This is a genomic window from Arcobacter sp. CECT 8989, from assembly GCF_004116715.1.
GTDB lineage: Bacteria > Campylobacterota > Campylobacteria > Campylobacterales > Arcobacteraceae > Halarcobacter.
In genome coordinates this window covers 1-12,973 of record NZ_PDKE01000004.1, presented here as the reverse complement: position 1 = coordinate 12,973, position 12,973 = coordinate 1, and the positions used below count along the sequence as shown (strand labels likewise).

General features: G+C 27.7%; 11 protein-coding genes. 9 read left to right on the top strand and 2 right to left on the bottom strand.

Annotation, left to right across the window (positions count from 1 at the left end; genetic code table 11):
* Nucleotides 1-52 precede the first annotated feature (52 nt).
* On the top strand, nt 53-1,186 hold the full coding sequence (locus CRV02_RS04845) for a response regulator (RefSeq protein WP_129089396.1): 1,134 nt from the start codon (nt 53-55) through the stop codon (nt 1,184-1,186).
* On the opposite strand, the gene CRV02_RS04840 is transcribed toward CRV02_RS04845, so the two are convergent.
* Entirely contained in the window at nt 1,183-4,017 is a 2,835-nt protein-coding gene (locus CRV02_RS04840) for a PAS domain-containing sensor histidine kinase (protein WP_129089395.1), read from the bottom strand. The genes CRV02_RS04845 and CRV02_RS04840 overlap by 4 nt on opposite strands.
* A 211-nt stretch (nt 4,018-4,228) precedes the next feature.
* Between CRV02_RS04840 and CRV02_RS04835 the strand changes: the two genes are divergently transcribed.
* On the top strand, nt 4,229-5,263 hold the full coding sequence (locus CRV02_RS04835; RefSeq protein WP_129089394.1) for a glyceraldehyde 3-phosphate dehydrogenase NAD-binding domain-containing protein: 1,035 nt from the start codon (nt 4,229-4,231) through the stop codon (nt 5,261-5,263).
* Nucleotides 5,264-5,295: 32 nt separating this feature from the next.
* On the opposite strand, the gene purM is transcribed toward CRV02_RS04835, so the two are convergent.
* Nucleotides 5,296-6,291: a phosphoribosylformylglycinamidine cyclo-ligase gene (purM, locus tag CRV02_RS04830; protein ID WP_129089393.1), complete on the bottom strand. Its 996-nt coding sequence runs from the start codon at nt 6,289-6,291 to the stop codon at nt 5,296-5,298.
* 141 nt (nt 6,292-6,432) lie between these two features.
* Between purM and CRV02_RS04825 the strand changes: the two genes are divergently transcribed.
* Genes CRV02_RS04825 through CRV02_RS04795 form a run of 7 tightly spaced genes read left to right on the top strand, consistent with a single transcriptional unit; the run spans nt 6,433 to nt 12,842 of the window.
* Nucleotides 6,433-6,978 (top strand): spermidine synthase, encoded by a 546-nt coding sequence (locus CRV02_RS04825; RefSeq protein WP_129089392.1) that lies wholly within the window; start codon nt 6,433-6,435, stop codon nt 6,976-6,978.
* A 51-nt stretch (nt 6,979-7,029) separates the two neighbouring features.
* A complete protein-coding gene (gene coaE, locus CRV02_RS04820) occupies nt 7,030-7,620 on the top strand; it encodes a dephospho-CoA kinase (RefSeq protein ID WP_129089391.1) in 591 nt (196 codons plus the stop codon).
* Complete coding sequence (gene dapF, locus CRV02_RS04815; RefSeq protein WP_129089390.1) at nt 7,617-8,354, top strand: diaminopimelate epimerase; 738 nt, start codon at nt 7,617-7,619, stop codon at nt 8,352-8,354. Before coaE ends, dapF begins: the two co-directional genes overlap by 4 nt.
* Nucleotides 8,355-8,363: 9 nt before the next feature.
* Nucleotides 8,364-9,104, top strand: coding sequence for a glucosaminidase domain-containing protein (locus CRV02_RS04810; protein ID WP_129089389.1), 741 nt, complete (start codon nt 8,364-8,366; stop codon nt 9,102-9,104).
* A gap of 12 nt (nt 9,105-9,116) precedes the next feature.
* Nucleotides 9,117-10,286, top strand: coding sequence for a formate-dependent phosphoribosylglycinamide formyltransferase (gene purT / locus CRV02_RS04805; RefSeq protein ID WP_129089388.1), 1,170 nt, complete (start codon nt 9,117-9,119; stop codon nt 10,284-10,286).
* Nucleotides 10,286-10,867, top strand: coding sequence for a hypothetical protein (locus tag CRV02_RS04800; RefSeq protein ID WP_129089387.1), 582 nt, complete (start codon nt 10,286-10,288; stop codon nt 10,865-10,867). The genes purT and CRV02_RS04800 overlap by 1 nt, the downstream gene beginning before the upstream one ends.
* Before the next feature lies 1 nt (nt 10,868).
* Nucleotides 10,869-12,842 carry a cache domain-containing protein gene (locus CRV02_RS04795; RefSeq protein ID WP_164968961.1) on the top strand — a complete coding sequence of 658 codons (1,974 nt, stop codon included), beginning with the start codon at nt 10,869-10,871 and terminating at the stop codon, nt 12,840-12,842.
* The last annotated feature ends 131 nt before the right edge of the window (nt 12,843-12,973 follow it).

Genomic DNA, 12,973 nt, shown 5'->3' with positions numbered 1-12,973 from the left:
TCTTAAAAATTATAAAACTATAATATAAATATAATTATAAATAGGATATGAGATGATTAATTTATCTGTAGTGATTGTTGAAGATGAGGAGTTCTTATTAAAAAAAATCCAGAAAGTTTTAGAAAGAGAAATTACAAATGTTTACACATTTAAAGAACCTTTAGAAGCTTTAAAAAACATACCTAAACTTAAGCCAGACATTATTATATCTGATATATCAATGCCAGAAATGACAGGTATTGATATGTATAAAGAGCTTAAAAATTTAAATATAAACATTCCTATAATTTTAGCATCTGCATTTAGTGAACCAGAATATTTTATTGAAGCAATTAAATTAAAAGTAAAAAATTTTATTGTAAAACCTATTGATCTTCAAGATTTAATATCAGAACTAAAACAATTTGAAACAGAACTTTCAAATACTCAAGAATCTATTAAAAGAGAAAGAATGTTAAGAATGCAGTCAAAAATGGCAGCAATGGGAGAGATGCTAGCAAATATTGCTCATCAATGGAAACAACCATTAAACACTATTTCCATTTGTTCTACAAATATTCAATTAGAACAAGAAATGGGTAATATTGATGATAAAAACAATACTTTAAATTCAATGGTTGATAATATATTAAACTCAGTATCATATATGAGTACAACAATAACAGATTTTCAAAACTATTTAAAACCTAATAAACTAGAAAGTTGTTTTTATTTAAAGGACACTTTTAGTAAAGTAGAAAAATTAACATCTTCACAATGTATTAATTATCAAGTTCAAGCAAACTATGATATTGATGATATTAATTTATGTTCTTATCAAAATGAATTAATTCAAGTTTTAATTAATATCCTAAAAAACTCTATTGATGAATTCGAAAAAAAAGATATTAAAAATAAAACTATTAATATAAAAGCCATAAAAGAGAATGAAGATATTATAATTACAGTTCATGATAATGCAGGTGGTATTCCTGAAAATATTAAAGATAAAGTATTTGAACCTTTCTTTACTACAAAGAAAGAGTTTGGCACAGGTATTGGTCTTCATATGTCAAAACAAATTATTGAAGCACATCTTAGTGGTTCTATTAATGTATCAAATGAAGAGATTAAGATAAATGACCATACCTATTTGGGAGCAAAATTTACAATTATAATTAGAAGTTTATCAAAAAACACCTCCTAAAATAAATTTCTAGGAAGTGTAATTATAAAAGTAGAACCTAAATAATTTGTATTATCTACTTTCACTTTTCTTTTTTTATATTCTATTTTTCCCTTTAATGATTTATTACAAATTGTTTTGCAAATATATAGACCAAGTCCTGTTCCCATATCTTTAGTTGTAAAGTATGGTTCAAATATTCTTTTCATAATTGAGTCGGGAATACCTCCCACTAAGTCCTCAAAATAAATTTTAAATTCATTTTCTAATAAATCAAACCCAATAAGAATCTCTTTCTGTACTGAACTTAAATTTTTATTTGATTCTACTATATCTTTAACATTTGAAATTAAATTTATAATAACTTGTTTTAATTGGCCTTCTTGACCTTTTATATTAAATAGAAGTTTTTCTTCTTTAGAAATTGTGTTAAGACTTTTGTTTAAAACCTTTATATTTAGTTTTAATTTATGAGCAGTTAATTGTGCTTTATATAATCTTTCTACTTCTAATATAGTATTTAACAAGTTAAACTCTTTTAATGGTTCATCTTTTTTAAAAAAAGTTCTAAATTCATCTATTGTGTCTGACATATATTGTAATTGCTCCATCATCTCTTTCTTTATCTCATTAATATACTCCTCATTTAACTCATTATGTTTATAAGCTGACACCATATCCTGAACAATAAAACCAATTGAGTTTAATGGTTGTCTCCATTGATGTGCAATTGCACCAACCATTTCACCCATTGATGCTAGTTTTGATTGCTCCATTAATAGGGTATCTCTTTGCTTTTTCTCATCTTCAAGTTTCTTCCTAGAAGTTATATCTTGACATGTCCCAAAAAACTCTATAGGAATGCCACCTTGGTATTTAATTTTTCCTTTTGCGCTAATATATTTTATTTTATTATTAGCTTTTATTCTATAGGTAATATCAAAAGGTGCCTTATTATCAAGGCTCTCTTTAACTTTATTATTTACTAAATCTTTATCTTCTTCTATAACTGTATTAATAAAATCTTCATAGCAATTATTAAAACTATCTTTTGTTTTTCCAAAGAGCTCAAGCATATTATCAGACCAGAATAAGAAATTTGTTTTAATATTCCAGCTCCAATGCCCTAATTGAGATACTCTCTCTGCCTCTGATAATTTTTCCTGCAACTGAATTTGTTTTGTGATATCATCTATAGTTGCAATAAAGTAATCAAGTTCTTCATTATTACTATCTAAAAAAACACCTTTCACATTTAACTTAACCCAAACTAATTCTTTGTCTTTTTTTACATATCTTTTTATTATTGAATAATGATCTATTTCTTTATTTAATATTTTATATACCAAAGAAAGATCTTTCTCTAAATCCTCTTTATAAGTTATATCTTGAAAAGTCAGTTTTGTTAATTCTTCTACTGTGTAACCTATAATGTCAGCAAACTTTCTATTTAGTCTCCAAAAACTACCATCTTTCAGAACTAGTGCTACTCCAATTGTTGTTGCATTAAAAACATTTTCAAAAAGCTTTTTACTTTTTTCTTGTTCTGTTAAATTTTGAATCGTACCGATAAAATAAACCTTCTCCGAAATTATTACCTTTGTAACAGTTAAAGATATATTAATTAATGAACCATCTTTTTTCAATCCATATAACTCACGATTTTGGTTTATTATTTTCCTTTTCATACTACCATCATGCTTATTAAGATACTCGTCATGATGAGAGTGATGAGGCTGAGGAACTAATATATTTACATTTTTATTCAATAATTCTTCTTGCTTATAACCAAAGTTTTTTTCTGTGGCAGAATTTGCTTTTTTTATTATGCCCTTATCGTTGATTAAAATTATGGAATCAGAAGTATTATTAAATATTAATTCAACTTCTTTTTGTGATTGTGAAAGAGTTTGATTAAGTTTTTTTAGTTGATTAAAGTTTCTAAAAACTATATAAAGTAAAGGAGTTATTAAAAAACTAATTGCTATAAAAAGAATTATACCTATTTTAATTGAGTAGTCAAATAATGAATCTATACCTAAATTATTATTTAGATTATAGATGAGTGAATACTTATCTCCAAAAAGATTTAAACTCTTAACAAAAATTTCTTTTTTTTCTGAACTACGAAAATAGTTATCTTTTTTTAATTTACTTGTATATTTTGACCAATTATATTTATTCAATCTATGTTTTATAAAATATCCCTCTTTATCAAGGAAGTATATATCAAAAAAAGAAGAACTAAAAGTGTCATTTATAATATTTCTCATATTATAATTAATAATTAGAATTGCTATCTTTTTATGCTCTTTGAAAATAGGCATTGAAAATCTTAATGTAGGAAGAAAAGGCCTCTCAATCTTATTGTTTTCTACATTTAAATTAAGCTCTGAAATACCTAGTTCATTTTGTTTTAGATTCAAGAAATTTTTAAAATAATCTCTATGTAACTTATTTTGTAAATTTTCTTTTTTTTCAAAATATGTACTACTTCCTTTTTGATTAATACGAATAACCTCATTACCCTTTAAATCTAAAACTCTTAACTGCGTAATTAAAGTATTGGACTTTACAAGATTTATCAAGAAATTATCTAAGATATCATTTGTCTTATTCTGGAAGATATTTTTAATATTCTTATCATTAACTATGGTATATAAAAGGTTGTATTTATCTTTTTCAAATCTTTCTAATTTTAATAATGTCGTTTCATAATGTGTTTCGATCTGATTTTTATAAGACTTCTTTAAAATACTGGTACTCAAAAAATACGCATAAATAAGTAATATCATTGCACATACACCTGAAATTGATAAGTAAATTTTTGTTTTTCTATTTAAAATATCCATTTTATATCCTAATTATTGATAAGTGTATCAATTGTAACTTATTTATAATAAATACACAAAGATTTACACATTTAAGAAAATTATTTAATTTTCCTATCTAGAAAGAGAAAAATCCCTTAATCTAAAAACTTATTAAGAGTAAAGTCACTAATTAACTACTTGCCTAAAAGTTAATATGATAAAATAAACAAAAACTTTAGGCTTTAACTTAATGAAAGAAAAAATACTTTTAAATGGAGTAGGAAGAATAGGAAAAGCTATTCTTAGACAATCTCTTAGTGATTCAGACTTTGAGGTTGTTGCAATAAATGAAATAAACCCTTATATCAAAAATATTGTTTACTCTATTAACCATGACTCAACATATGGAAATATCGAAGATAGATTTGTAATAGAAGATGAAAACTTTATAAAAAACTCTAAAACAAAAATCAAAATTCTAAACCATCAAAATATCTTTGATATAGACTTAAAAGAGATTGACTATATCATTGATGCAAGTGGTATCAAACACGATATAAAAAGCCTTGAAAAACTTGATGTAAAAGCAATTTTTTTGACCCATGCAAATGAAAATGCCCATAAAAATATTATTCTTGGAGTAAATGAACAAGAACTTAATACCAATAAACACAAAGTTATTTCAACTAGCTCTTGTAATGCAACGGCACTACTTCCTGCTTTAAAGATAATTGATGAAAGTAAAAAAATCATTTGTGGTGATATTTCAACTATACACCCTTTACTAAATCATCAAAGGGTTTTAGATGGAAGTTTTGTGGGAAGTGCAACTAGAGATGTAGATTATAACTTCGAATTTGGAAGATCTGCTACACAAAATATTATTCCAAATAATACAACTACTATAAAAGCTTGTTCTTTTGTAGAATCCAAAGTTAATCATGAACTAATCTCTTCAAACTCATTAAGAGTTCCTACAGATACTGTTGGAGCTATCAATGTATGCTTATTTATTGAAAAGAAAACTTCTAAAAAAGAAGTTATAAAACTTTTTGAAGAGTTTGAGGAAAAGCAAAACTATCCTATAGTTTTAAATAACTATGAGCCTCTTGTTTCTAGTGATTTCAAAAAACAAGCCTATACAACTATTATTGACCACAGATATACAGATGTAAAAAAAGAGAAAATGATTAAGTTTTTACTTTGGTATGACAATGAGTGGGGATATGCCTCAAAAACAATTGAGATTTTAAAATATTATGTACAAAAAAAGGCAAGCTTTTAAACTTGCCTTTTAAATAATTGAAACTTTAAAGATTAGATATATTCTACTTCTGCTTTTCCAGCTTTGATTTCACCGATTACATAACCATCAGTGTTTTCTAATACAGAATCTACATTTGCAGGATTAACAACAAGAACCATACCCACACCCATGTTAAATGTTCTATACATCTCTTCTTGCTCTACAAACTGTCCCATATAATCAAAGATTGGTAGTACTTTGATTTTACTTCTATCAACAACTGCTTTTAAGTTATCTGGAAGTACTCTTGGTAAGTTTTCAGTAATACCACCACCTGTAATATGTGCTAAAGCATTGATTTTGTCTTTATTTGCTTTGAACTCTTTTACATAAATTCTAGTTGGCTCTAATAAAACATCTTTTAAAACTCTTCCATCAAACTCATCTTCTAAAGTCATTCCAAGTTTTTCTAAAAGAAGTTTTCTAACAAGAGAGAAACCATTTGAGTGAACACCTGAAGATGGAAGTGCGATTAATACATCACCCTCTTCTATTTTTTCAATTCTATTTAACTCTTCTTTTTCTGCAATACCTACACAAAAACCTGCTAAATCAAAATCACCCTCTTTATACATACCAGGCATTTCAGCAGTTTCACCACCTACTAATGCACACTCAGATCTAATACAACCTTCTGCAATACCTTTTACAACATCAGTTGCAGCATCAACTTCTAGTTTTGCAGTTGCATAGTAATCTAGGAAAAATAATGGCTCTCCAAAATTACAAAGTAAGTCATTTGTACACATTGCAACTAAGTCAATTCCTACAGTATCAAATTTTTTCGAGTCAATCGCTAGTTTAAGTTTTGTACCTACTCCATCAGTTCCTGATAATAAAACTGGGTTTTTATAACCTGTTGGTAATTCAAATGCACCTGCAAATGAACCAATTCCTCCAAGTACTCCTGGGATTAAAGTAGATTTAACATGTGGCTTAATATTTTCTACAAACTGATTTCCTGCATCAATATCTACACCAGCATCTTTATAACTTACTGTTGACATTATTTTCCTTCTTTATTTTTGTTTTTAAATATATCTGTTAAATATCAGCTTAATTTTTTATGCCGTAAAGATATATTTATTAAGTTTAATAGTATTTTGCTATTATACCTAAAATTTTATAAAATATAAGGACTTATAAAAATGAAAAATAATCAAGCCTTTAATGAAATGATGGTGCATACTCCTATCTGTACGCATAAAGAACCAGAAAATGTTTTAGTAATTGGGTCTGTAAATGATGAACTAAAAAAAGAGGTTGAAAAACATAACCTAAAAAATGTTGAGTATGGTGACACTTCAATTTTAACTTCTAAAGATGAAAAAAATGTTGACTTAATAATTTTTACTGACGTAAATCTTGATGAAATGCTTTTAGCAAATATTGAAAGAGTATTAAAAAATGATGGTGTTATTTCATTCTCTACTTCAAGTTTCTCATCTGATGAACAAAAGTTAAAAGATGACTTAAGTTTAGTTGGTCAAAACTTCTGGATTGCTATGCCATATAAATTTGGACATGAAACTGCAATTTTAGCTTCTAAAAAATATCACCCAACTGCTGATATTATTTTACAAAGGTCAGATTTATTAGTTGACTTAGAATACTATTCAACAGAAATCCACCACGCTTCATTTGTATTCCCAGCTGCTCAATACAGAGCTTTAACTGGTATCGCAAGAAGATAATCTCTCATTAAATAATCATAAATAAATCATTTTTATAGTAAAATATCTACTATGAGTAATGATTTATTTAAAAATGCAATCGCCCTTACTGGCGGAATATCTACAGGTAAAAGTACAGTTTGTAACCTTTTTAAACTTCATGGGTTTCTAATAATTGATGCAGATGAAATTGCACATAAACTACTTGATGAAAACTCTGCAAAAATTGCAGAAATGTTTGGTAGTCAATATGTTGAAAATGGAAAAGTTCTAAGAAAAGAGCTTGGAAAAATCATCTTTACAAATGAAGATAATAAACTAAAATTAGAGAGTTTACTTCATCCACTAATCAAAGATGAAATTGTAAAAAGGTCAAGACTATTTGAAAGTCAAGATAAACCTTATTTCATAGATATTCCACTATTTTTTGAAAAAATGCACTACCCTATTCCTAGGTCTTTAGTTGTTTATACACCAAAAGATTTACAAGTTCAAAGACTAATGAAAAGAGACAATATTAGTGAAGAAGAAGCACTAGTAAAAATCTCAAATCAATGGGATATAGAAAAGAAAAAAGAGTTAGCTGATATGGTAATTGATAACTCTAAAAATCTAAAAAACTTACAAGATGAAGTTGAAAGAATTATTGAGGAAATAATATGACATATACAAAATACTCTGCAAGTGGAAATGACTTTGTGATTTTTCACACTTTTGTTGAACAAGATTTTTCAAACAAAGCAGTTGAACTATGTAATAGAACAGAAGGAATCGGAGCAGATGGTTTAGTAGCACTTGTTCCAAGTACGGAAGCAGATTTTAAATGGTTGTTTTACAATAGTGATGGAAGCGTTGCTTCAATGTGTGGAAATGCAACAAGAGCAGTTGCACACTATGCTTATAATAATGGTCTTGCGCCTTCTAGTATGAAATTTTTAACACAAGCTGGACTTATTGAATCAATTGTAGAAAGCAATATTGTACAAACTCAAATGACTGAACCAAAAGTCATTAAAGAACCTTTTGAACAAGAAGGTTTTACTTGGTACTTAATAGATACAGGCGTTCCTCACTTAGTTGCACTTGTAGATGATTTGAAAGCATATGACCATGATATTTGTGCAAAAATGAGATATGAACATAATGCAAATGTAAATTTTGTAAAAGTAGAAGATAAAAAACTTTATGTAAGGACTTATGAAAGAGGTGTAGAAGGAGAAACAAAAGCTTGTGGAACAGGTATGGTTGCTTGTTTTTTAAGAGCTCTTGATTTAAACCTTGTAGATGAAAAAGCTCTTGTTTATCCAAAAAGTCAAGAAGAGCTAACTATCTCTAAAATAGATGGAAAAATCTATTTTAAAGGTGCAGTTAAAAAAGTCTTCACAACTACAATTTAAAGGCTTCAAATGAAACTATTTAAAATCTTATTATTGAGTGCATTTTTTTGCACTCTTTCTATAGCAAACACTTCAAATAAGGGTTTTCCTGAAGAGTATTATAAGCTTCATGGTCAAAAAGCAAAAGACTACTTTTTTAACTTTTTAGAAAAGAAAGTTGAAATTGAAAATCTTAAAATCCTAAAAGAGAGAAACTTTATTCTTTCACTAGATGGAAAAAAAGATTTAACTAAAGATTCAAAAGAGTATAAAGAGCTTGAAAGATTACAAAAAAAATATAAAGTTAAAAACATCTATGACTATAAAACATTTTTAACAAGAGTAGATATTATTCCTACTTCACTTGCTATTGCACAAGCTGCAACTGAGAGTGCTTGGGGAAAAAGTAGATTTATTAGACAAGCAAACAATATTTTTGGACATTGGACTTATGACAAAAAAATAGGAATGGTTCCACTTAGAAGAGAAGCAGGGAAAAAACATATGGTTAGAATCTTCCCTAATTTAGAGTCTTCTATTGCAGTATATATGAGAAACCTAAATAGAACAGGAGCTTATAAAAACTTTAGAACAAACAGAGCAAAAATGAGAAAAGATGGAAAATTTATTAATGGATATATCTTAAGTGAAGATATGACTAAATACTCTGCTATTGGCTATGAATATGTAAAAATCCTAAAATCTATTATTAGAAAATATAAGCTAACTGAACTTGATAAAAAATTTTACGAAAAAACAACAAATAAATAAGGAAAAATAAAAATGAATTTTACAGCGCCTCTTAAATCAGACTCTATAAAGATTATGCTCCTTGGAAGTGGAGAGTTAGGTAAAGAAGTTATTATTGAAGCACAAAGATTAGGAATAGAGACTATTGCAGTTGATTCTTATAATAATGCCCCTGCACAACTAGTTGCAAACAAATCTTATACAATCAATATGAAAAATAAAAATGAGATTTTAGATGTAATTAGAAGAGAAAACCCAACATATGTTTTACCAGAAGTAGAAGCTATCAATATTGAAGCACTTTTTACAGCAGAAGAAGAAGGTTGCCATGTAATTCCTAATGCAGATGCAGTAAACAAAACTATGAATAGAAAAAACATTAGAGAGTTTGCAGCTGTTGAGCTTGGCCTTCCAACTAGTAAATATGAGTTTGTAACTACTTTTGAAGGTTTAGAAAAAGCAGCAGGAAACATTGGTTTCCCTTGTGTAATCAAACCTGTAATGAGTAGTTCAGGACACGGTCAAAGTATCGCTAGAAGTGAAGCTGACTTACAAAACTCTTGGGAACTTGCAAAAGAAGCAAGAGGTGATGCAAGTGAATTAATCGTTGAAGAGTTTATCACTTTTGATTATGAAATCACTATGTTAACTGCTAGAAATGAATCTCAAACTGTATTTTGTGAACCAATTGGACATATTCAACAAGATGGTGACTATATTTTCTCATGGCAACCAATGAACATGAGTGAAGAAGCAAAAAGAAAATCTCAAGAAGTAGCTAAAACTATCACTGATGGTTTAGGCGGAAGAGGTATTTTTGGTGTTGAATTATTTGTTAAAGGTGATGAAGTTTATTTCTCAGAAGTAAGCCCAAGACCACACGATACAGGTATGGTAACTATGATTACTCAATCTCAAAGTGAGTTTGCACTTCATGTAAGAGCAGTTTTAGGATTACCTTTAGACTTTATTGATTATGGAGCAGGTGCAAGTGCAGCTTATAAAGCTAAAAATGATACTTTTAATCCAGTTGTAGAAGTAAAAGATGAAGCCTTTACAGCTACTTCATATGCAAGAGTATTTGGTAAACCTCAAAGCCATGAAGGAAGAAGAATGGCAGTTGCATTAACATTTGATAAAGATAGTAGTGATAAAGCATTACAACAAGCAAGAGAGCTTATTGAAAATTACAGCGATAAATAATGATTAAAAACCTTTTAGCAATCATATCTTTAACATTTATCTTTAGTGGTTGTTTTTCTCTATCATCACTTAACCCTTTTAGTGATGATGAGGAAATAGTAAAAGAAGTTAAACCTACAAAAATGCCTGAAGATGCTCCAATCTGGGTAAAAGAAATAAATGAAAAAAACTCTATTTCTATTGTTGCCTTTTCATATATAAAAGATGCAGATGTTAAAGAGTTTGATAAAAAAAGAACTCTATTAATTGCAAGTAATAAACTTAGTAAGAAAATCTATTTAAAAACAATTGAGTATTATAAAGAGTATGAACAAAAGCTAGATAACCCTATGACTTTTGATCAAGACTTAAAAAATATTGCAGAACAAATATCTTTAAAAGCAGTAGCAAAAAGTAAGATTAAAAATTCTTGGTTAAGTAAAGATAATAGACTTTTTGTAAAACTATCTGTTGACTCTGATTTTGTTGCAACTTTAATTCAAAATGAAAGTAAAAATATTTATAAAGTAAATAAAACTTTATATAAAAATATTTTATCAAATAGAGCAAAAACTCTTCTAATTGAGTATTTGGAGAAATAAGTTGCTTATAAAAAGTGAACAACAACTTTTAAACTTTATCAAATACTCACCAATAATTATTATTACATTAATTGCAATATTAATTAACTCTCTAATCTATATTCAAAATGAACAAAATTTTGAAAAAGATTTAGAGATTTATAAAAAAAACTATATAGAATCAAATAAAAGACTTACAAAGTTTCAAGTAGAAAAAGCTTATAAAGATATTCAAAGAGAAAGAGAAAACCTAGAACATAGACTTGAAAATAGACTAAAAACAAGAGTTCAAGAAGTTTATCTAACAGTTGAAAACTTACATAAAAAGTACTCTCATTTAGAAGAGAAAGAGCTTTTAAATATTATAAAAGAGAGTATTAGAACTATTCGGTTTAATGATGGAAGGGGCTATTTTTATATAGCTAAGAAAAATGGATTTAGTATTCTTCATCCTATCACTCCTGAATATGAAAACAATGATGTATCAAAGTTAAAAGATAGTTTTGGAAACTACTTGTATAAAGAGATAATTGACCATTTTAAAACTGAAGAAGAGTACTTTGGAGAACTTAAAGCTGTAAAACCAAATATGGGTAATAAGAAGTTTGAGAAAGTTACATATATAAAACTATATAAACCCCTTGATATTATAATTGGTACAGGGGAATACAAAGAAGACTTCAACAATGAAATAAAAAACCATATAATAAGAGAACACATTCAAAATGTAAGATATGGGAAAAATGGCTATATTTTTATTTTTGATTATGACGGTTACCAACTTGCACACGTAAAAAAAGAGTATATTGGTAAACAAAGAATTGATTTAGTTGATTCAAATGGTTTTATGATTACAAAAGAGATTATAAAACAAGCAAAAAAAGAACCAGGATTTATTAGTTATATTGGTTCAATTATGCCTGAAACTGGAAAACCTGCCTATAAAACAACTTATATTAGAGGTGTTGATGATTGGGGTTGGGCTATTGGTTCTGGCTTTTATAATCTTGATATGCTTAAGTACTTAGAAGCTAAGAAAAAAGAATTAAGAGCTATGAATAATGAGTCTCTAAAAAAGACTCTTATTATAAGTTTAATTCTTAGTGCCATTTTAATCGCCCTTGCTTTTTATATTTCAAATATATTAAAAAACTTTTTCACAAGATATCATGAGCGAATCGAAAATGAAATCCAAGAAAATAGAAAAAAAGATATGGTTTTATATCAACAATCAAAAATGGCTTCAATGGGTGAGATGTTAGGAAATATAGCTCACCAATGGAGACAACCTTTATCTTCTGTTTCAACTATTGCTTCTGGAACTAAAATCCAAAAAGAGCTAGGAATGCTTGATGATAAAGAGTTTGATAAGGGAATGGAAACTATTGTAAAAACTACAAAACACCTTTCACAAACAATTGATGATTTTAGAGAGTTTTTCAATCCAAATAGAGTAAAAAAAGAAGTTGATACTCAAGTTATATATAATAAAGCTATTCAACTTATCTCGTCAAGACTTACTTCAAAAGAGATTGAACTTAAGTCTGATATTGATAGTACAGTTTTTGTAACATATGAAAATGAACTTCTTCAAGGCTTAATGAACATACTAAATAATGCCATTGATGCTTTTGAAAATAAAGAGATTAAAAACAGAATAATCAAATTTGATATTAAATTTCAAAAAGAATGTAAAATGCCAAATTGTGATATAAAAGAGTGTTCTCAAGGTAAAGAAGGCTATATTACAATTACTATTCAAGATAATGCTGGAGGAATTGCTAAAGAGCATATTGATAAAATATTTGAAGCATACTTTACAACAAAATATAAAAGTCAAGGTACGGGAATTGGCCTTTATATGACCTATGAAATAATCAATAAACACCTAAAAGGTTTTATTAATGTTGAAAATTCTGAGATGAAACACGATACGCAAAGTTACAAGGGTGCAAAGTTTACTATTATTTTACCAATTAATATTGAAGAAGGTTAAAGATTTACCTTCCTTCTTCTTTATTCCACTGAGCATATAAAGCTTCAGCATCAGCTATTTCTTCTCTTGATGGTTTTCTTCTACAAGACAAATACCCTTTTGTCCCATCACAACTCTCAAATGGATATACT

Bases quoted from the DNA above. Each gene is read 5' to 3' on its own strand.
- CRV02_RS04840 (WP_129089395.1), bottom strand. From the start codon at position 4,017: ATGGATATTTTAAATAGAAAAACAAAAATTTACTTATCAATTTCAGGT.
- CRV02_RS04845 (WP_129089396.1), top strand. From the start codon at position 53: ATGATTAATTTATCTGTAGTGATTGTTGAAGATGAGGAGTTCTTATTA.
- CRV02_RS04835 (WP_129089394.1), top strand. From the start codon at position 4,229: ATGAAAGAAAAAATACTTTTAAATGGAGTAGGAAGAATAGGAAAAGCT.
- CRV02_RS04810 (WP_129089389.1), top strand. From the start codon at position 8,364: ATGAAACTATTTAAAATCTTATTATTGAGTGCATTTTTTTGCACTCTT.
- dapF (WP_129089390.1), top strand. From the start codon at position 7,617: ATGACATATACAAAATACTCTGCAAGTGGAAATGACTTTGTGATTTTT.
- coaE (WP_129089391.1), top strand. From the start codon at position 7,030: ATGAGTAATGATTTATTTAAAAATGCAATCGCCCTTACTGGCGGAATA.
- CRV02_RS04800 (WP_129089387.1), top strand. From the start codon at position 10,286: ATGATTAAAAACCTTTTAGCAATCATATCTTTAACATTTATCTTTAGT.
- purM (WP_129089393.1), bottom strand. From the start codon at position 6,291: ATGTCAACAGTAAGTTATAAAGATGCTGGTGTAGATATTGATGCAGGA.
- CRV02_RS04825 (WP_129089392.1), top strand. From the start codon at position 6,433: ATGAAAAATAATCAAGCCTTTAATGAAATGATGGTGCATACTCCTATC.
- purT (WP_129089388.1), top strand. From the start codon at position 9,117: ATGAATTTTACAGCGCCTCTTAAATCAGACTCTATAAAGATTATGCTC.